The organism is Streptomyces sp. GL_148 (assembly GCF_057834205.1).
In genome coordinates, this window is sequence record NZ_CM174396.1 from 7,112,621 (window position 1) to 7,132,641 (window position 20,021).

General features: G+C 68.6%; 17 protein-coding genes and 1 pseudogene. 9 read left to right on the forward strand and 9 right to left on the reverse strand.

What is annotated here, in order from left to right:
• Positions 1-244 precede the first annotated feature (244 nt).
• Complete coding sequence (locus tag AC3IYI_RS32125) at positions 245-1,441, reverse strand: magnesium and cobalt transport protein CorA (protein WP_489406964.1); 1,197 nt, start codon at positions 1,439-1,441, stop codon at positions 245-247.
• A gap of 154 nt (positions 1,442-1,595) precedes the next feature.
• Here AC3IYI_RS32125 and AC3IYI_RS32130 point away from each other — a divergent pair, with 154 nt between their 5' ends.
• Together AC3IYI_RS32130 and AC3IYI_RS32135 are read left to right on the forward strand one after the other, a co-directional pair.
• Positions 1,596-2,795 (forward strand): winged helix DNA-binding domain-containing protein, encoded by a 1,200-nt coding sequence (locus AC3IYI_RS32130; RefSeq protein WP_489406965.1) that lies wholly within the window; start codon positions 1,596-1,598, stop codon positions 2,793-2,795.
• A 240-nt stretch (positions 2,796-3,035) separates the two neighbouring features.
• Positions 3,036-4,577, forward strand: a pseudogene (locus tag AC3IYI_RS32135) (AMP-binding protein).
• A 108-nt stretch (positions 4,578-4,685) separates the two neighbouring features.
• On the opposite strand, the gene AC3IYI_RS32140 reads toward AC3IYI_RS32135, so the two are convergent.
• Positions 4,686-5,174, reverse strand: a complete 489-nt coding sequence (locus tag AC3IYI_RS32140; RefSeq protein ID WP_489406966.1) for a glutathione peroxidase — start codon at positions 5,172-5,174, stop codon at positions 4,686-4,688.
• Between the two features lie 42 nt (positions 5,175-5,216).
• Positions 5,217-6,140 carry a hypothetical protein gene (locus AC3IYI_RS32145; RefSeq protein ID WP_489411748.1) on the reverse strand — a complete coding sequence of 308 codons (924 nt, stop codon included), beginning with the start codon at positions 6,138-6,140 and terminating at the stop codon, positions 5,217-5,219.
• Positions 6,141-6,416: 276 nt separating this feature from the next.
• Here AC3IYI_RS32145 and gcl point away from each other — a divergent pair, with 276 nt between their 5' ends.
• Complete coding sequence (gcl, locus tag AC3IYI_RS32150; protein ID WP_489411749.1) at positions 6,417-8,198, forward strand: glyoxylate carboligase; 1,782 nt, start codon at positions 6,417-6,419, stop codon at positions 8,196-8,198.
• 247 nt (positions 8,199-8,445) lie between these two features.
• Here gcl and AC3IYI_RS32155 read toward each other — a convergent pair whose 3' ends face one another.
• The 6 genes from AC3IYI_RS32155 to AC3IYI_RS32180 form a co-directional block, all read right to left on the reverse strand.
• Positions 8,446-8,781 carry an ArsR/SmtB family transcription factor gene (locus AC3IYI_RS32155; RefSeq protein WP_489406967.1) on the reverse strand — a complete coding sequence of 112 codons (336 nt, stop codon included), beginning with the start codon at positions 8,779-8,781 and terminating at the stop codon, positions 8,446-8,448.
• 178 nt (positions 8,782-8,959) lie between these two features.
• Positions 8,960-10,615, reverse strand: a complete 1,656-nt coding sequence (locus AC3IYI_RS32160; protein WP_489411750.1) for a SulP family inorganic anion transporter — start codon at positions 10,613-10,615, stop codon at positions 8,960-8,962.
• 74 nt (positions 10,616-10,689) lie between these two features.
• Entirely contained in the window at positions 10,690-11,031 is a 342-nt protein-coding gene (locus tag AC3IYI_RS32165; protein WP_489406968.1) for an ArsR/SmtB family transcription factor, read from the reverse strand.
• A gap of 643 nt (positions 11,032-11,674) precedes the next feature.
• Positions 11,675-13,132 carry a catalase gene (locus AC3IYI_RS32170; RefSeq protein ID WP_243339238.1) on the reverse strand — a complete coding sequence of 486 codons (1,458 nt, stop codon included), beginning with the start codon at positions 13,130-13,132 and terminating at the stop codon, positions 11,675-11,677.
• 244 nt (positions 13,133-13,376) lie between these two features.
• On the reverse strand, positions 13,377-14,267 hold the full coding sequence (locus AC3IYI_RS32175) for a 2-hydroxy-3-oxopropionate reductase (RefSeq protein ID WP_243339125.1): 891 nt from the start codon (positions 14,265-14,267) through the stop codon (positions 13,377-13,379).
• 74 nt (positions 14,268-14,341) lie between these two features.
• A complete protein-coding gene (locus tag AC3IYI_RS32180; RefSeq protein ID WP_243339126.1) occupies positions 14,342-15,175 on the reverse strand; it encodes a TIM barrel protein in 834 nt (277 codons plus the stop codon).
• A 181-nt stretch (positions 15,176-15,356) separates the two neighbouring features.
• Between AC3IYI_RS32180 and AC3IYI_RS32185 the strand changes: the two genes are divergently transcribed.
• The 6 genes from AC3IYI_RS32185 (at position 15,357) to AC3IYI_RS32210 (ending at position 19,639) form a co-directional block, all read left to right on the forward strand.
• Positions 15,357-15,614, forward strand: coding sequence for a YkoF family thiamine-binding protein (locus AC3IYI_RS32185; protein ID WP_489406969.1), 258 nt, complete (start codon positions 15,357-15,359; stop codon positions 15,612-15,614).
• The gene (locus AC3IYI_RS32190; RefSeq protein WP_489406970.1) at positions 15,611-16,030 is read left to right on the forward strand and encodes a helix-turn-helix domain-containing protein; all 420 of its coding nucleotides are present in this window, start codon (positions 15,611-15,613) and stop codon (positions 16,028-16,030) included. Before AC3IYI_RS32185 ends, AC3IYI_RS32190 begins: the two co-directional genes overlap by 4 nt.
• 154 nt (positions 16,031-16,184) lie before the next feature.
• Positions 16,185-16,700 (forward strand): 2-oxo-4-hydroxy-4-carboxy-5-ureidoimidazoline decarboxylase, encoded by a 516-nt coding sequence (gene uraD / locus AC3IYI_RS32195; RefSeq protein WP_489406971.1) that lies wholly within the window; start codon positions 16,185-16,187, stop codon positions 16,698-16,700.
• An 8-nt stretch (positions 16,701-16,708) separates the two neighbouring features.
• Positions 16,709-17,101, forward strand: a complete 393-nt coding sequence (uraH, locus tag AC3IYI_RS32200) for a hydroxyisourate hydrolase (RefSeq protein WP_489406972.1) — start codon at positions 16,709-16,711, stop codon at positions 17,099-17,101.
• Between the two features lies 1 nt (position 17,102).
• Entirely contained in the window at positions 17,103-18,026 is a 924-nt protein-coding gene (pucL, locus tag AC3IYI_RS32205; protein ID WP_327255912.1) for a factor-independent urate hydroxylase, read from the forward strand.
• 209 nt (positions 18,027-18,235) lie between these two features.
• Positions 18,236-19,639 carry an 8-oxoguanine deaminase gene (locus AC3IYI_RS32210; protein ID WP_489406973.1) on the forward strand — a complete coding sequence of 468 codons (1,404 nt, stop codon included), beginning with the start codon at positions 18,236-18,238 and terminating at the stop codon, positions 19,637-19,639.
• Positions 19,640-20,021 lie beyond the last annotated feature (382 nt).

The following is a 20,021-nucleotide window of genomic DNA, read 5'->3' on the forward strand; positions in this document are numbered from 1 at the left end:
TGAACGGCGGCCAGGCGGGCTCGTTGTGGCGGACATAAGGCGCCGACTGCTAGTCGTTTCTCCCCGGATTCCCCCCAGGGCTTACCGACGCCCTAAAAGGCCTGGTCACGGGCTTGTCGGGGCAGGGCGAGGAGATCACCCGCATCTATTCCCCCCCAGAGACCCCCCACGGCCGCTTCGAGGTCGATCTGTGGGTGACGCGAAAGCGAAGTGCGAAGGATGATCTGAGCGGGATGCGAGGAGCCTAGAGCCAGTCTCGCCGCTTGAAAATCACGTACAAACTCACGCAGACCACCGCCATCAGCAGGATCGCGAAGGGGTAGCCGCCTGCCCACTTGAGTTCGGGCATGTCTTCGAAGTTCATGCCGTAGATAGTTCCGACGAGTGTGGGAGCAAACAAAATGGCAGCCCACGAGGAGATCTTCTTGATTTCCTCGTTTTGTTCGAAGCCGGCCTCGGCCAAGGCGCGCATTTCGGCGTTCTGTTGTTGGGAGACCAGGGTGGCGTTGACCGTCAGGATTTCGGTGAGGGCTTGGCGGAAGCCGTCCACGCGTTCGCTGGTGTGGGTGACGTGGTCGGCTACGTCGCGTAGGTAGCGCTGGAGTTCCTCGTCCGTGCCGTACTTCGCGAAGCCGGCCATCAGGCTGTGGAGCATGCCGACCAGGGGGCGGGTCGCGCGTTGGAACTCGACCATTTCCCGGGAGAGTTCGTAGATGCGGCGGGAGACTTCCGGGTCGCCGCTGAAGACCTCGGTCTCGATCTCGTCCATGTCGATCTGGACGCCCTCGACGACGGGGGCGTAGCCGTCGACCACCGCGTCGAGGATGGCGTACAGGGCGGCTTCCGGGCCGAGGGAGAGGAGTTCGGGGGACTCCTCCATGCGGCGGCGGACCGCCGAGAGGTCCGGGGCCGCGCCGTGGCGGACCGTGATCAGGAAGTCGGGGCCGACGAAGATGTGGAGCTCTCCGAAGTCGACCTCCTCCAGCGCGTCCAGGTAGCGGGCGGCCCGCAGGACGACGAAGAGGGTGTCGCCGTAGCGCTCCAGCTTGGGGCGCTGGTGGGCCTCCAGGGCGTCTTCGATGGAGAGCGGGTGGAGGTTGAACTCGTCGGCCAGGGAGTGGAGTTCGGGCTCCGTGGGGCGATGCAGGCCGATCCAGGCCATGCCGTCGGGCTGTTCGCGCAGTCGGCGGAAGGTGTCGGCGAGGGTGGTGGGGGAGGCGACCCGGACGCCGTCGCGGTAGACCGCGGAGTCGATCACGCTGCGGTGGTCCGCGGGGGTGGGGGCCGGCGGGGGCGGCTTCGGGGCCCGTGGGGGTGTGGTGGGAGGGGTGGGGGGAGGGGCGGCCGGGCGTCGCCATCCCGCGCGCTTCGCGGGCGCGGGCGCGGGTGTGGGCGTGGAGGCGGACGGGGGCGTGGGGCGGCGGTCTGGTCGCTCCGACATCGCAGGTCAGCTCCCGGTCGAACGGGTGTTTACGGGCAAGGGGCAGGATATCCGGGTGAATGGACCCCGGGGTCCATGCGGGTCCGTGCACGCGGGTGCGACCGGTGCGGAGTTGCGGACAGAGGGTGTCCGCATGGGCCGCTACGTTGCTTTCATGGCCTCCAAAACGACGCGTCCCGTACTCGACACCCGTGCGCTGAACCGCGCCACGCTCGCCCGTCAGCTGCTCCTGACCCGCGCCGAGATGTCCGCGCAGGACGCCACGCAGCACCTGCTGGGACTACAGGCACAGAACGTGAAGCCGCCCTACTTCCAGCTCCACGCCCGACTCGCCGGATTCGGGCCGGCCGAGCTCGCCGGGCTGATGGAGTCCCGCCAGGTGGTCCGGATGGTCACCATGAGGTCCACCATCCACACCCACACCGTCCACGACGCGCTCACCCTGCGCCCGCTCGTCCAGCCCGCCCGCGACCGGGAGATCAACTACTTCCGCAAGGGCCTGGTCGGAGTGGACCTGGACAAGCTGGCCGAGCGGGCGCGGGCGTTCGTGGAGGCCGAGCCGCGGACCATGGCGGAGATACGGGAGGAACTGCTCAAGGAGTGGCCCGGAGCCGACCCGCAGTCGCTGTCCGTCGCCGCGCGCTGCCGGCTGCCGCTCGTCCAGGTCACCCCGCGCGGGGTGTGGGGGAAGAGCGGGCAGGTCCGCCTCACCACCTTGAGCGAGTGGGTTGGGGGAGAGGGAGGGAGAGGAGAAGGAGGGAGAGGAGAAGGAGAGAGGGGAGAGGGGGGAGCGCTTTGGGGGGAGGGGCAGGGGATTGATGAGGTTGTTCTGCGGTATCTCGGGGCCTTTGGGCCCGCTTCCGTCAAGGACATGCAGACGTGGGCCGGGCTCACCCGGCTGCGCGAGGCCTTCGAGCGGCTCAGGCCCGGCCTGGAGGTGTTCCAGGACGAGAACGGCGTAGAGCTGTTCGATCTGCCCGACGGGCCCCGCCCCGATGCGGAGCAGCCCGCGCCGCCCCGCTTCCTGCCCGAGTTCGACAACCTGCTCCTCTCCCATGCCGACCGCTCCCGGGTGATCGCCCCCGAGCTGAAGGGGAGTACCTGGTCGGGGAACCAGGCCCACTGCGCGCTGCTCCTCGACGGGTTCCTCGCCGGGCTCTGGAAGCTGGACGGCGGGACCCTCACCGTCGAGCTCTTCGCCGACGTCTCCAAGGCCGGCAAGGCGGAGATCGTGGCCGAGGGGGAGGCGCTTCTCGCTGTCATGGGGGACGGCGGCGGTGGTGGAGAGGACCGTCCGGGCGGCTCCGCCTCCGCCCGCACCGGGTCCATCCGCTTCGGCTCCATCCGCGGCTGAGTGGGAGAGGGAGGGGAGGCAGAGGAGGTAGGGGAGGGAGGAGGTAAGGGGAGGGGAGTCGCGTGACCCGCCCCCCCCGCGCTCTGGTGGCCCGTACGTCCGACACGGCACGATGCCTGGCACGACCGAGATCACCCGCGGTTGCGGTCGTTCTCGTTCGTGGCGGGCCGCTCGACCATCGACGGAGCGCGGCGCGTCATTCAGGCAGTTGTTCGGGATTCGGGACCCTAGGAGAGAGCAATGCGGATTCCCATGACCGTCACGGACTTCCTCGACCGGGCGGAGCTGGGGTTCTCGTCCAGTCCGGGCGTGGTGGACGAATCGGATCAGCCCGGTCCACCGGTTCCCGACTCGACCTACGGGAGGCTCGGCGAGCGCGTACGGGCCTGGCAGGCGGGATTCGACGCGCTGGGGGTCGGCGAGGGCGAGCGCGTGGCGGTGGTCAGCCACAACTCCGCCCGGCTGCTGGAGCTGCTGTTCGCGGTGCCGATGAGCGGGCGCGTCTGCGTGCCGGTCAACTTCCGGCTGAAGCCGGAGGAGGTCGACTACGTGGTCCGGCAGAGCGGGGCCTCGGTGCTGCTCGTCGACCCGGAACTGGACGCATCGCTGTCGGGCGTCAAGGCGCGCCACCGCTTCGTCCTCGGGCCGGAGACGGATGCGGAGCTGATGCGCTTCGGGGTGGAGCCGCGCCCCTGGTCGCACCCGGACGAGGACGCGACGGCCACGATCAACTACACCTCGGGGACCACCGCCCGGCCCAAGGGGGTGCAGCTGACCCACCGCAACATCTGGGTGAACGGGCTCACCTTCGGCCTGCACACCCGGGTCTGGGAGCGTGACGTCTACATGCACACGCTGCCGATGTTCCACTGCAACGGCTGGGGCATGCCCTTCGTGATGGCCGGGCTCGGCGTCAAGCAGGTCGTGCTGCGCAAGGTCGACGGCGCCGAGATCCTGCGCCGGGTCGAGGAGCACGGCGTCACGCTGATGTGCGGTGCGCCCGCCGTGTGGAACACGGTGCTGGACGCGGCGGCGAGCTGGGAGGGCGAGATCCCGGGCCGGGACCGGGTACGCGTCGTCTGCGCGGGCGCCCCGCCGCCGAGCCGGACGATCCAGCGCATGGGTGAGGAGCTGGGCTGGGAGTTCACGCAGATCTACGGCCTGACCGAGACCTCGCCGCTGCTCACCTTCAACCGGACCCGGCCCGCCGACGCGCAGCTGCCGGCCGGGGAACGGGCGCGCAGGCTGTCGCGCGCGGGGCTGCCCGCGCTCGGGGTCAAGCTGCGGGTGTCCGAGGACGGCGAGGTACTGGCCCGGTCGAACGTCGTACTGGAGGGGTACTGGGACAAGCCGGAGGAGACCGCGGCCGCACTGCGGGACGGCTGGTTCCACACCGGTGACGGCGGCACGGTCGACGAGGCCGACGGCCACTTGACGATCTCCGACCGGAAGAAGGACGTGATCATCACCGGCGGCGAGAACGTGTCCTCGATCGAGGTGGAGGACGCGATCTTCAGCCATCCGGCGGTCGCGGAGGTCGCCGTGATCGGCGTGCCGCACGAGAAGTGGGGCGAGACGATCAAGGCCCTCGTGGTCCTCGCGGAGGGAGAGGCCGTCGAGGAGGCGTAGATCATCGCCCACTGCAAGGAGCGACTGGCCGGGTACAAGGCCCCGACGACGGTCGAATTCCGCGCCACCATCCCGCGTACGGCCACCGGCAAGATCCAGAAGTTCAAGCTCCGCGAACCGTACTGGTCGGGCCAGGAGCGGCAGGTGAACTGACCCCGGAACCCCGGAGGGGATCCCCGGGAACGGCGGAGGAGAACGGTCGAGGGCCGGTACGGGGGCTGCGCGCGCAGCCCCCGTACCGGCCCTCGACCCCAGGTGGTGCTAGGCCGGCAGGTGCGCCTCGATCGCCGCGAGGACCTCGGCGGACTCGGGCTCGGTGCGCGGGCGGAAGCGGGCCACGACCTCGCCGGCGGGGGAGATCAGGAACTTCTCGAAGTTCCAGGTGATGTCACCGGCCTCGCCCTCGGCGTCCGGGACCTTCACCAGCTCCTTGTAGAGCGGGTGCCGGTTCTCACCGTTGACCTCGGACTTCTCCAGCATCGGGAAGGTGACGCCGAAGCCGGCCGCGCAGAACGTCTGGATGTCGTCGGCGTTGCCCGGCTCCTGCCCGCCGAACTGGTTGCACGGCACACCGATGACGGTGAAGCCCTTCTCCTCGTACTTGAACTGCAGACGGGCCAGACCCGAGTACTGAGGGGTGAGACCGCACTGCGAGGCGGTGTTCACGAGCAGGATCGCCTTGCCCTGGTGCGCGGCGAGGCTGGTGGGCTCGTCGGACAGGGTGGTCAGCGGGATGTCGTACAGGCTCATCAAGCTCTCCTCGGCAGGCAACACACGTAATACCCCCCGAGCCTAGGCCCCCATGCCGAGGAGGTCTTCCGCCGGGTCGTTGACCGGCTGGGGCATGCCCGTGAGGTCCATGACGAAGAGCGGTATCCCGAGGTCGTCCGCGCGGGCGCGGGCGTCTTCGGTGTATCCGGCGAGCGAGAAGTAGACGCTGGTCGCGCAGGCCGTGAGTCCGTTCAGCCAGACGCACTCCACCGCCCGCAGCCCGGCCGGGGCCGTGGTCGGGTCCACCTGGGCGACCAGGCCGGGGGCCCGCAGGTCCACCGCCGTCGACGGGATCGGTCGTCCGTCGGGCTGGCGCACGTCCTGGAAGCCGAGCCAGCGCAGGTAGAGCGCGGCGGTGACCACCGCGTCCCGGGCGGTACGGATGGTCACGGGCCGGAAGGCGGGCCGGGGCACCGGAGGATCGGTGGCGGGGGGCGGGCCGGCCGGGGTGTGCATCGGGCCGTGCGCCGGATCGGGTATCGGGTCTGGCGCCGCGCCCGGTGTCGAGCCGGCTGCCGAGCCCGGTGCCGGGGCCCCCGCAGCCGGCCCCTCGGGCGACGCCGGTCGTCCGGGCCTCGCCGCCGGGGGAGGGGGAGTCCGTGCATCCCCACCGGAGGCAGCACCGGAGCCAGCACCCGAGCCCCTACCCCCGAGCGCCCCTGGAACCCCGCCCGCCGGTTCCACCGGATGCACCGGAACCAGCACCACCGTCCCGCAGGAGGTGCACCCCACCTCCGGGTGCGGCCACTCGCTCTCCCGGCCGCAGGCCCCGCACCGCACCGCGACCCAGCTCTGTGTCCAGGTGCGGTGGGTCAGCTCCCGGGGCGGTGACGCCAGGTCCAGGGGAGGGGTGACCGGGTTCCCGCAGGCGCAGGGGAACACCGGGGCGGCGTAGCCGTTCTCGCGCAGGCACGCCGGGCAGCGCACCGGTACCGCATCCGCCATGAGGGCCGGACCCCCTTCGTCGCTCTTCGTCGCTGTGAGTAGACCCATGGTCCACCACCTGCCACCGGAGGGGTGGGCGGACCCTTGATTTTCGGTCGGGCACTGGATTTTCGTACAACTCGCTGCCCCATCGGCGGCTTTTGGTGGGTTCCGGGGTGCCGTACCGCCTTGACGGCGCAGGGAGTCGCCGCTTAGCTTGTTCCGTATAGCAGAACAAAACTTCCGGATTACGGAAAAGCCTGACCGCCAGACCCGCAGGAGAACTCGATGCCTCGTATGACAGCCGCCGCCGCTGCAGTGGAGATCCTCAAGCTCGAGGGTGTCGAACAAGCGTTCGGCGTCCCCGGTGCTGCGATCAACCCGTTCTACCGCGAGCTCAAGAACGTGGGCGGAATCGCGCACACCCTGGCCCGCCACGTTGAGGGCGCCTCGCACATGGCGGAGGGTTACACCCGCGCCAAGGCCGGCAACATCGGCGTCTGCATCGGCACCTCGGGCCCGGCCGGCACCGACATGATCACCGGCCTGTACTCCGCGATCGCGGACTCCATCCCGATCCTGTGCATCACCGGTCAGGCTCCGGTCTCGAAGCTCCACAAGGAGGACTTCCAGGCCGTCGACATCGCCTCGATCGCCAAGCCGGTCACCAAGAAGGCGACGACCGTCCTGGAGGCCGCCCAGGTTCCGGGCGTGTTCCAGGAGGCCTTCCACCTGATGCGCTCCGGCCGTCCGGGCCCGGTCCTGATCGACCTCCCGATCGACGTCCAGCTGACCGAGATCGAGTTCGACCCCGAGACCTACGCGCCGCTGCCGGTCTACAAGCCGAGCGCCACCCGCGCCCAGGCCCGCAAGGCCCTGCAGTTCCTGCTCGAGTCCGAGCGCCCGCTGATCGTCGCCGGTGGCGGCATCATCAACGCCGACGCCTCCGACCTGCTGGTCGAGTTCGCCGAGCTGACGAACGTCCCGGTCATCTCCACCCTCATGGGCTGGGGCGTCATCCCGGACGACCACGAGCTGGCCGCCGGCATGGTCGGTGTCCAGACCTCGCACCGCTACGGCAACGCGACGTTCCTCGAGTCGGACTTCGTCTTCGGCATCGGCAACCGGTGGGCCAACCGTCACACCGGTTACAACCTCGACGCCTACACCAAGGGCCGCAAGTTCGTCCACGTCGACATCGAGCCGACCCAGATCGGCAAGATCTTCGCCCCGGACTTCGGCATCGCCTCGGACGCCAAGGCGGCCCTGGAGCTCTTCGTCGAGATCGCCAAGGAGCTCAAGGCCGAGGGCAAGCTGCCCGACTTCAGCGCCTGGGCCGCTTCCGCCCAGGAGCGCAAGGCGACGCTGCTGCGCCGCACGCACTTCGACAACATCCCCATGAAGCCGCAGCGCGTCTACGAGGAGATGAACAAGGCGTTCGGCCCCGAGACCCGCTACGTCACCACCATCGGTCTGTCCCAGATCGCCGGTGCGCAGATGCTGCACGTCTACAAGCCGCGCAACTGGATCAACTGTGGCCAGGCCGGCCCCCTCGGCTGGACCATCCCGGCCGCGATCGGTGCCGCCACCGCGGACCCGGAGACCCCGATCGTCGCCCTGTCCGGCGACTACGACTTCCAGTTCATGATCGAGGAGCTGGCGGTCGCCGCCCAGCACAAGGTCCCCTACGTTCACGTCCTCGTGAACAACGCCTACCTGGGCCTGATCCGTCAGGCGCAGGGCGGCCTGGGCATCAACTTCGAGGTCAACCTCGAGTTCGAGAACATCAACACCCCCGAGCTGGGTGTCTACGGTGTCGACCACGTCAAGGTCGCCGAGGGCCTGGGCGTCAAGGCGATCCGCGTCACCGACCCGGACAAGCTGGGCGAGGCCTTCGAGACGGCCAAGAAGTGGGCCCAGGAGCACCAGGTCCCGGTCGTCGTCGAGGCCATCCTCGAGCGCATCACCAACATCTCGATGAGCAAGACCGTCGACATGAGCGACGTCACCGAGTTCGAAGAGGTCGCGACCGAGCTGGGTCACGCCCCGACCGCGCTCCGCAACACGCTGCCCGCCTAGTCCCATCAGGCTGGTCTAGCACCACCGAACGGCCCCCGTCCCTCCTCCAGGAGGAACGGGGGCCGTTCCGCGTTCCCTACGGGTCCCAGGTCCCGCAGCCGTTCCACCATGCGGCACGCCCGCGCAGCGAGGCGGCGAAAGGGAGCGGCCGTCCTCCGGTGTCAGAAGCGCGATGAACCCGCACTAACGGAAGACGGCCGCCGAATGGGTGCGCGGGCCCCGCAGGGCCTACGCCGTGATGTGCTGCCTAGGTGTGGCTGGTGGCGCGGAGGTCGGCCAGGAGTTCGGCCTGGCCTTCCAGGACGCCGGAGAGGATGCCGCGGGCGACCCGCAGGAGGTCGGCGATCTGCGGGTGGGTGAGCTTGTAGTACACGGTCGAGCCTTCGCGGCGGGTGACCACCAGGTTGGCCTTGCGCAGGACGGCCAGCTGCTGGGAGAGGCTCGCGGGCTCCACCCCGACCTCGGGCAACATTTCGGCGACCGCGTGCTCGCGTACGGCCAGGAGTTCCAGGACACGGATGCGGACCGGATGCCCCAGCGTTTTGAAGAACTCCGCCTTCAGCTGGTACAGCGGTGTGCTCACCTGGGTACCCCTGCCGTGACTGCCCATCTCATCCACCCGGAACCGTTCCCTCATAGGGGCAGCGCCTCGCCCCTCTTCACGCCTTGTGACCTCCACAATTGCAGATCCCTGCAACTCCTGGGACCCGGTGGGCGGCCTTCGTGACGTTCGGTCACCAGCCGGCGGTCGGCGGGGAGGGTCATCGTGCGGCCTTCCGGATGCGGTGCGGTCGCAGACGCGCACGGGGCAGTAGCCCTGCTTGCTCCAGGTGTGTGCGGGCCCCGGCGATGGCTTCCGGGGTGGTGGCGTACTCGCGTCCCTCCAGGCGCAGCAGTTCGAGCGCCCCGACGGCGTCAAGGGCCTGGCGTTGGCCGGGCCGGATGCCGGAGGTCATGACGGCGATGCCGCGTCGGTTCAGCTTCTCCACCGCGTCCTTCAGTACCAGGGCGCCGGTCGCGTCCAGCGTGGTCACCCTCGACATCCGCAGGATGACCACCTTCACGTCTGCGACCTCGGAGAGTTCCAGGAGGAAGCGGTGGGCGCCGGCGAAGAAGAGGGGTCCGTCGAGGCGGTAGGCGACGATGTGCTCCGCCAGCAGGGCGTGCTCCTCGTCGCTGTGCTCGCCGGGCAGGTCCGGGCGGAAGTCGACTTGCTCCATCCGCGCCTGGCTCGCCACCGCCTTCAGGGCGAGGGCTCCGGCGACAGCCAGGCCGATGATCACCGCGTAGACGAGGTCGAGGGCCAGGGTCGCGGCGGCGGTCAGGACCAGCACCACGGCGTCCGAGCGCGTCGCCTTCGCCATGGCCCGCAGCGAGCCGACCTCCACCATGCGGATCGCCGTCGCCAGCAGCACGCCCGCGAGCGCGGCCAGCGGGATCTTCGAGACGAGCGGGGCCGCGGCGAACACGATCACCGCGAGCACGGCTGCGTGGGCGAGCGCGGCCAGGCGGGAGGAGGCGCCGGTGCGGACGTTGACCGCGGTCCGGGCTATCGCGGCCGTGGCCGGGACGCCGCCGAACAAGGGGGCCGCGAGGTTGGCGATGCCCTGGCCGAACAGTTCCTTGTCCGGGTCGTGCTGCTGCCCCACCGTCATCCCGTCCGCGACCGTCGCCGACAGCAGGGACTCCAGCGCGGCCAGCGCGGCCACCGCCACGGCCGGGGCGAGCAGCGAGCCGAGGGCGGACAGGTCCAGGAAGGCGAGGGAGGGGGCGGGCAGGCCGGAGGGCAGGTCACCGATCGGGGCCGCCGCGTCCAAGTGGAAGACCTGCGCGATCACGGTCGCCGCGATCACCGCGACGATCGAGAAGGGGATCGTCGGCTTCCACCTGGCCCCTGCCAGCATCACGGCCGCGACACCGGCCGACAGGGCGATTGCGGTCCAGTTCGGGAAAGCCACGAAGTCCAGGAGTGCCCGCCAGGCCACGAGCAGGACGTTCTCCCCCTCCGGCTTGGCCACACCGAGCGCATGGGGTATCTGCTGAAGGCCGATCACACACGCGATACCAAGGGTGAACCCCTCCACCACCGGCGCCGGCACGTACCGCATGTACTGCCCGGCCCGCATCAGGGCGAGGCCGATCAGCAGGACACCGGCCATCAGCCCGACCGTCAGCACGCCACCGGGCCCGTACCGGGCGACGATCGGCACCAGCACCACGGTCATCGCACCGGTCGGGCCCGACACCTGGAGGTTGGAGCCTCCGAACAGGGCGGCGAGCGCGCCGGCGACGACGGCGGTGGCGAGGCCCGCCTCGGCGCCGAGTCCGGAGGAGACGCCGAAGCCGAGGGCGAGCGGCAAGGCGACGATCGCCACGGTCAGCCCGGCCAGGAGATCCCGGCGGGGGTTGCGGCCCATGACCGCGAAGTCGGCCCGGGCCGGCAGCACCGAGCGGACCCGCCCGAGCAGGGACGTCAGGAGGGTGTCCGAGGTCACGACGCCGAGACCTCGGACTCCCGCAGCTCCTCCAGCAGCTCGCTCCGTCCGGCCAGTACCTCGGTCAGAATCCGCCGCGCCGCCTGCATCAGGTGCGCGACGTCCCCGCCCGCCAGCTCGTAGACCACGGTCGATCCGTTACGCAGCGAGGTGACGATCCCCGACCTGCGCAGCACCGCGAGCTGCTGCGAGAGAGCGGAGGGCTCGACCTCGATCGCGGCCAGCAGGTCCCGTACCGGCATCGGCCCGTCCTGCAACAGCTCCAGAACCCGTATCCGGACGGGGTGCCCGAGCATCCGGAAGAACTCGGCCTTGGCCTGATACAGCGGAACCGGCACGGTCTCGCACCCCTTCTCGCCGCCCCGCATGCCGGGGCGGATGGCTGGTGCCGTGCCCGCGGCTACCTACGAGCACAACACTCACAGCATCTATGAAATTGCAAACTTATGCAATTCGACGATTCTGTGATTCCTCTCCGTGTCTCCACGTCGCGGGTGTAGCGTCCAGGCAGGGCCTCGCCGCATCCCCCGTCGGCGAGGCCCTCTGTCGTCGGCGAGGCCCCCTGTAAACGGCCCCCGGGCATGACAAAGAGCCGAGTCACGGGACCGTCCGTGACTCGGCTCTTTGAGTGTGTGTTGCTGTTACCGCCCGACGGTACGAGGCTGGCGCGACAGGACGTTCGCACCGCCGGGCGGAGAGGGTGGGGGAGGTTCTCCTTCTCATACAGGGGACTCTGTGCGTGGCCCCTGTAGAGAGAGGAGTGGTTTGGCTGGGACCGTGGCGAACGGCGACGAGAACTCCGGCTTCGTCTCCCTCAGGTCGAGAGACGGGCCTCGGAACCCATTACCACCGCACTGGCTCGCACGCTCGCCACGGTCCTCGTCCTGCCCTCACCGCGTACCACCCCTCATCCGGGTCCGCAGTGTGGGCTCAGCACCCGGATCCTGACCTCCCGTCAGGATCCCGGCGCAGCTTGTGGGCTCAGGCGTCGCGCAGGGCGCGGACGGCCTCCTCGACGCGCTTGCCGTAGTCGGCATCGGCGGCGTGGAAGTGAGCCAGGTTCTTCTCGATGACGTCCTCGAGGGTGACCTGAGACAGGCCGCCGGCGATGGTCGCCACCAGACGCTGCTTCTCGGCCTCCGACATCAGGCGGTAGAGCTCACCGGCCTGGAAGAAGTCGTCGTCCTTGGTGTGGGCCGGAGCCTCGTGGGTGCCCGTGTAGCCGGAGACGGCCTTCGGGGCGCCCAGCGCCAGACCGGTCTCGGCCGGACCCTGGTGCGAGTTGGGCTCGTAGTTCTTGTCGTAGCGCGAGCCGTTGCGCAGCGCCATGACGCCGTCGCGGCCGTAGTTGTCGGCCTTCGTCGCCTTCGGAGCGTTGACCGGGATCAGGGTGTGGTTCACACCGAGGCGGTAGCGCTGGGCGTCGGCGTACGCGAAGAGACGGCCCTGGAGCATCTTGTCCGGCGAGGCGGTGATGCCCGGGACGAAGTTGTTCGGGGAGAACGCGGCCTGCTCGACCTCGGCGAAGACGTTGTCGGGGTTCCGGTCGAGGACCAGACGGCCGACGCGCTGCAGCGGGTAGTCGCTGTGCGGCCACACCTTGGTGAGGTCGAACGGGTTGAAGCGGTAGTCCGCCGCCTCGGAGGCCGGCATGACCTGGACGTACAGGGTCCAGCTCGGGTTCACACCGCGCTCGATGGCCTGCAGCAGGTCGGTCTGGTGCGAGTTGGCGTCGGAGCCGACGAGCTCGGCGGCCTGCTCGCCCGACAGGCAGCGGATGCCCTGGTTCGTCTTGAAGTGGTACTTGACGAAGAAGGCCTCGCCCTGGGCGTTGGTCCACTGGTACGTGTGGGAGCCGTAGCCGTTCATGTGACGGTACGACGCCGGGATACCGCGGTCACCCATCAGCCAGGTGATCTGGTGCGTCGCCTCGGGGGCGTGCGCCCAGAAGTCCCAGACGTTGTCCGCTTCCTGCTTGCCCGTGAAGGGGTCGCGCTTCTGGGAGTGGATGAAGTCGGGGAACTTGATCGGGTCCTTGATGAAGAACACCGGGGTGTTGTTGCCGACGAGGTCGTAGTTGCCCTCTTCGGTGTAGAACTTCAGCGCGAAGCCGCGCGGGTCGCGGACGGCGTCCGCGCCACCCAGCGAGTCGGCCACGGTGGAGAACCGCAGGAAGGTCTCGGTCTTCTTGCCGACCGTGTTCAGGAACGCGGCGCTGGTGTACTCGGTGACGTCGTCGGTCACCTCGAAGTAGCCGTACGCGGCCGAGCCGCGGGCGTGCACCACGCGCTCCGGGATGCGCTCGCGGTTGAAGCGGGCGAGCTTCTCGAGGAGCTGCTGGTCCTGGATCAGGAGGGGGCCACCGACGCCGGCGGTAGCGGAGTTCTGGTTGTCGGCGACCGGGGCGCCAGACTCGGTCGTCAGCGTGCGCTTCGACATGGTGACCTTCCGTACGGGGAACTGCTGACGGAAATCGTCTTCCGTCATGCGGAACAGACTAATTTCGGCATGAACGCGACGTCAACAGTTTGTTGAAATGAAAGTTGGAGGAGAGGTAATCCGGACGGTGCCGGCACTTGGGCGCGACAGGACAGGTGTCAGCACCGGCACCATCCGGAAACTCAGGGCCCCGTGAGAGGGGCGGGTGGCGGCCCTGTGAGCGGGCCGCCTATCGGAGCGGAGCTCAGATCTGGGCGCCGGAGAGGCGCTCGACCGCGCGCAGCAGCGCGGAGTGGTCCAGGCCACCGTCACCCTGGGCGCGCAGCGAGGCGACCAGCTGGGCGACGACCGCGCCGACCGGGAGGGCCGCACCGACGTTGCGGGCGGCGTCGGTGACGATGCCCATGTCCTTGTGGTGCAGGTCGATCCGGAAACCGGGCTTGAAGTCGCGGTTCAGGAAGTTGGCCTTCTTGCGGGTCAGGACCGTGGAGCCGGCCAGACCGCCGTTGAGCACGTCCAGAGCGGCTTCGAGGTTCACGCCCGACTTCTCGAGGAAGACGACGGCCTCGGCGCACGCCTGGATGTTCACCGCGACGATGAGCTGGTTGGCAGCCTTCACCGTCTGGCCGGAGCCGTGCGGGCCACACAGGACGATGACCTTGCCGAGGGTCTCGAGGACCGGCAGGGCCTCGTCGAAGTCGGCCTGCTCGCCACCCACCATGATCGACAGGACGGCCTCGATGGCACCGGCCTCGCCACCGGACACCGGGGCGTCGATGACGCGGATGCCCTTGGCGGCGGCGTTCTTCGCCAGGTCGATCGAGGTCTGCGGGGTGATCGACGACATGTCGATGATCAGCGCGCCGGACTTGGCGTTCTCGAGGATGCCGTTCTCACCGTAGGAGATGGCCTCGACCTGCGGGGAGGCGGGCACCATCGTGATGATGACGTCGGCGTCCTTGACGGCTTCGGCGATCGAACCGGCGGCGGAGCCACCGGCTGCGGCGAGGCGGTCCAGCTTGTCCTGCTCCAGCGTGAAGCCGGTGACCGAGTAGCCGGCCTTCAGGAGGTTCTCGGCCATGGGGGAGCCCATGATGCCAAGGCCGACCCATGCGATCTTGGGGAGGTTGCTCATGATGAGGGTCCTTCTCTTAATGCTTCGTACGAAAAGTTCGTCAGGTGCCTGGCTGTTCGCCCGGACTTTTCCGCTTACTTCGCGGCGCGGGCCTCGGCGGGCAGCCACGCGAAGGAGGCGGCGGCGTCGGCGGCCTTGTACTCGAGACCGACAAAGCCCTGGTAGCCGGCCTTCTGGAGCTGGTCGAGCAGCTCTTCGAGGGGCAGCTCGCCGGTGCCGGGAGCACCTCGCCCCGGCTTGTCCGCAATCTGGACGTGTCCGGTCTTGGCGGCGTACTTTTCGATGACCTCGGAGAGGTCCTCATCGTTCATCGCCAGGTGGTACAGGTCGAGCAGGAACTTGGCGTTCCCGAGGCCGGTGGCCTCGTTCACCTTGTCCACTACCTCGATGCCGGCCGGGGCGCTCACCAGGGGGTAGAGCGGCGACTCGGGCTTGTTCAGGGTCTCGATCAGGAGGATCGCGCCGACGCGGTCCGCGGCCTGAGCCGCCACGACCAGGTTCTTCAGCGCGAGCTCGTCCTGAACGGCCGGGTCCACGCCTTCGACGCGGTTGCCGTACAGGGCGTTCAGCGCCTTGCAGCCGACCGAGGCGGCGAAGTCCGCAGCCACGTTGATGTTGGCGTTGAAGCGCTCCGACTCCTCACCGGGAACCGACACCGCACCGCGGTCCGGGCCCGGCAGCTGGCCGGCGTAGAAGTTCAGGCCCACCAGCTGGGTGCCGGCGTCCTCAAGAGCGGTCTTGAGGGCGTCGAGCTCCTCCTGAGCGGGGGTGGGGGTCTCGATCCAGGGCCACCACAGCTCGACCGCCGTGAAGCCCGCTGCGGCGGCAGCCGCGGGACGCTCCAGGAGCGGGAGTTCCGTGAAGAGGATCGAAAGATTTACATCGAAGCGCTGGTCCGTGTATCCCATGAGGGGTGTGCGCTCCTTCCGTATTGCGGAAGTTAGTTTCTGCCTGATGGAAGACTGCAAGCTGGGCGGCCTGGTTGTCAAGTACCGCCTCCCGAAAAGTCCGGCCCGCCCGTCGCCCGACCGCCACCCCTCAAGGGGGCGCTATCGCGCCACTCCTTCTGGTCCGGGTAGCTTGAGCGGCGTGCGATTGAGAGTGGAGTTCACGACCGAGCCCTTCGATCTTGAAGAGGCCCCTGCCCATGCCGTAGCCGCTCGTGAGGTCATCCAGACGGCCCAGCTGGACGCGGTGGATGTCGGCCCGTTCGGCAACACGGCCGAGGGGGAGTCCGAGGCGGTGCTGACCGCGGTCACCGCGCTGCTGCGCAACTCCCTGGAAGCCGGAGCCACGCGCGTCTCGCTCCAGGTCAACGTGATCGGGACCGAGGAGGAGACGCCATGACCGAGCCCCGGGACCATCCCTTCGTCGCGGCGGTCAAGCCGCTGGTGGACGCGATGGGCGGCGAGCTGATGGATCCGTCCCTGGCCCAGCCCGACGACGTCGTGCTCGCCTGGGAGGGACGGGACCTGCTCGCCGTACGGCTTCCGCAGCTCTCGGACTCGCTGGACCACATCCTGGCGGCGCTGGAGCGCCGACACGGCGTACCGTTGTCCCAGCTCGACCGGAAGTCCAAGCAGGACGTCGTGCGGATACTGGAGGCGCGCGGCGCCTTCTCGGTCCGGCACGGTGTGGAGACGGTCGCTGGAGCCCTGGGCGTAAGCCGCTTCACGGTCTACAACTACCTGAACAGGGACTCGAGCACGCCCAAGGGGTCCAGCGGGACCTCCGAAGGGTCCGCCGAGACCAACCAAGAGTGAATCCTGATTGACTCACCGTGACGAGCCGCCGCCCAATTCACCCGGGCGGCGGCTTTTGTGTACGGGAAGTTTCAACAAAGTGTTGACGCCGTGTTGTCGAGGGCGTTAGCTATGCGCAGCCCGTCAAAGCAACAACAGGCCACGGAGGCCTACCGTGACTTCGAGTCCGACCCCGGGTCTCACCCGGTTCAACGCCTTGGACGACAGCGCGGCCACGGCCGAGCTGCACGAGGTGTGTGCCAGCTCGGCATGGGGCAGCAAGCTGCTCGCCCAGCGCCCCTTCACCAGCGCCGAAACCCTGTTCTCCGCGAACGAGGCCGCCATGGCCGAGCTCACCGCGGAGGACCTGGGCGAGGCGATGGGCGGACACGCGCCGATCGGCCGGCCGAAGCCGGGAGACCCGACCTCCGCCCGCGAACAGCGCGGCATGGCCGGTGCCTCGGAGGAGCTCAAGACCGAGCTCCTCGAACTGAACCTGGCCTACCAGGACAAGTTCGGCCACGTCTTCCTCATCTGCGCCACCGGTGCGACCGGTGAGTTCATGCGGGACGCGGTCAAGGTCCGGATCGAGAACTCGCCGGAACAGGAGCGGGAAATCGCTCGTGGCGAGCTCGTCAAGATCAACCGGATCCGCCTGACCCGCCTCGTGGAATCCGTAGAAGGAGAGTAAGACCGAGCATGAGCACTGAGACCACCGCGTCGGTGTCCACGCACATCCTGGACACCAGCATCGGAAAGCCCGCCGAAGGCGTCGCGATCTCCCTGTCGGCCCGTACGGGTCTCGACGGTGAGTGGGCGGCCCTGGGCGGATCCGCCACCGATGTGGACGGGCGCTGCAAGGACCTGCCGGCGCTGCCGGAGGGCACCACCCACGTGCGTCTCGACTTCGAGACCGAGACGTACTTCTTTAAGAAGCAAGCCGCCGAGGCACAGCAGGACGCCCCCCGCGTAAGGGACAGCGGTGCGTTCTTCCCCGAGGTCACCATCACTTTCGCGGTGAACCCGGGCGAGCACTATCACGTACCGCTGCTGCTCAACCCGTTCGGCTACTCCGTTTACCGAGGGAGCTAGCATGGCCACCATTCTGGGCCAGAACCAGTACGGCAAAGCAGAGAACCGCGTCGTCAAGATCACGCGGGACGGCGACACCCACCACATCAAGGACCTGAACGTCTCGGTCGCCCTCTCCGGCGACATGGACGACGTCCACTACTCCGGCTCGAACGCCAACGTCCTGCCGACGGACACCACCAAGAACACGGTGTACGCGTTCGCCAAGGAGTACGGCATCGAGTCCGCCGAGCAGTTCGGCATCCACCTGGCGCGCTGGTTCGTCAACAGCCAGGAGCCGATCCAGAAGGCCCGCATCCGGATCGAGGAGTACTCCTGGTCCCGGATCGCGACCTCGGACGCGAACTCCAAGTTCATCGGCTCCGACGAGGTGAACCACTCCTTCGTCCGCGAGGGCATGGAGACCCGCGTCACCCAGATCACGTACGACGGCAAGAACTGGGAGGTCATCTCCGGCCTCAAGGACCTGGTCGTCATGAACTCCACGAACTCCGAGTTCTGGGGTTACGTGAAGGACAAGTACACGACCCTGAAGGAGGCCTACGACCGCATCCTGGCGACCCAGGTTTCGGCTCGCTGGCGCTTCGCCTGGTCGGATGACGAGCAGCGGATGCCCAACTGGGAGAAGTCCTACGCCGAGACCCGGAAGCACATGCTCCAGGCCTTCGCGGAGACCTACTCCCTGTCGCTGCAGCAGACCCTGTACCAGATGGGTTCGCGCATCATCAACCACCGTTCGGAGATCGACGAGGTTCGCTTCTCGCTCCCGAACAAGCACCACTTCCTCGTCGACCTCGAGCCCTTCGGTCTCAAGAACGACAACGAGGTCTACTTCGCCGCGGACCGCCCGTACGGTCTGATCGAGGCGACGGTCCTCCGCGACGGCGTAGACGCCCGTATCCCCGTGGACATGACCAACCTCTGACGTGGCACGCGCGTCCCGGGGCTCCGCAGTGGCCCCGGGACGGCGCGACACCTGTCAGCACTTTCAACACGTTTGAACTTCCTGAATCGGCACCCGGACGCACCACACGGGGCGGCAGTACTGTCAGCTGTCAAGGCCCCCGGCTCCGGCACTCAAATCCCCTGGGTTTTGCCGTGCCCGCACCGCCACTGAAAGCACGAGGAAGTCCCATGGCAGCATCGGCAGCCAATGACAGCGCCGTAGAGCGCATCGTCATCGAAAACTGTGCGATTGCGACCGTCGACGCCAACGACACCGAGTACGCCTCGGGTCACGTGGTGCTCGCCGGTAACAAGATCGAGTTCGTCGGCGCGGGCAAGGCCCCCGACAACCTCGAGAACGTCGTCCGCCGCATCGATGGCACCGGGCACCTCGTGACCCCCGGTCTGGTCAACACGCACCACCACTTCTACCAGTGGATCACGCGTGGTCTGGCCACCGACCACAACCTCTTCAACTGGCTGGTCGCGCTGTACCCGACGTGGGCGCGCATCGACGAGCAGATGACGTACACGGCCGCGCAGGGCTCCCTCGCCGCGATGGCCAAGGGTGGCGTCACCACCGCGATGGACCACCACTACGTCTTCCCCAAGGGCTCGGGCGACCTCTCCGGGTCGATCATCCGCGCCGCGTCCGAGATGGGCGTCCGCTTCACCCTCGCCCGTGGCTCGATGGACCGCAGCGAGAAGGACGGCGGCCTGCCGCCGGACCACGCGGTCGAGACCCTCGAAGGTGCCCTCGCGGACACCGAGGCGACCGTGAAGAAGTACCACGACTCCTCCTTCGACGCGATGACCCAGGTCGCCGTCGCCCCCTGCTCCCCCTTCTCGGTCTCCACCGAGCTGCTGAAGCAGGGCGCCGAGATGGCCCGCCGCCTGGGTGTGCGCATGCACACGCACGGCTCGGAGACCGTCGAGGAAGAGCAGTTCTGCAAGGAACTGTTCGGCATGGGCCCGACCGACTACTTCGAGTCGACCGGTTGGCTCGGCGAGGACGTGTGGATGGCGCACAGCGTCCACATGAACGACTCCGACATCGCCGCGTTCGCCCGCACCAAGACCGGTGTCGCGCACTGCCCGTCCTCCAACGCCCGTCTGGCCGCCGGCATCGCCCGCGTCCCGGACATGCTCGCCGCCGGTGTCCCGGTCGGCCTCGGCGTGGACGGCACCGCCTCCAACGAGTCAGGTGAGCTGCACACCGAGCTGCGCAACGCGCTGCTCATCAACCGCCTGAACCCGGTCCACCGCGAGCGCGCGCTCAACGCCCGCCAGGCCCTGCGCCTCGGCACGTTCGGTGGCGCCCAGGTCCTCGGCCGCGCCTCGAACATCGGTTCGCTTGAGGTCGGCAAGTGCGCCGACCTGGTGCTCTGGAACCTGAACACCCTCCTGCACTCCTCGATCGCCGACCCGGTCACGGCGCTGGTCTTCGGTGCGGCGGCTCCGGTCACCGCGTCGTTCGTCAACGGCAAGCAGATCGTCGAGAACAACCGTCTGCTCTTCGCCGACGAGGACGCCATCGCGGTGTCCACTCGGGAAGAGGCCCAGCGCCTGGCGCGGATCTCCGCGCAGGCCTGATCCCACGGAGTCCGGCCGGGGGGGACGGCCCCCGGCCGGCGGCCGCGGACCCGAGCGGGGTCCGCGGCAGCTGTTCCCGGGTAGCGCCCGAGGATTTTTCCGAGGGCGCCCCGGGAGCGGTGACTCGTGCCGGTTTTTCCGCAGCTCGCGCCACTGGCCCCGCAGCTCGTGTACCGCGCCACTGCTACGGCACCTCCAGCTCTCTTCCGACTTCCCTACCGGCGGCCCCCGGGCCGCCCTTGCGTGGAAACGACTCGGGCGAATCGTTTCCGCACCCCTTGGGACAAGCATTCGCAGCAGCAGGAACAGCAGGAGCAGTACCCACAACTCCATACCGGCTCGACTCGTACAGCTTTCGCATCACCTCCCAGACACATCACGC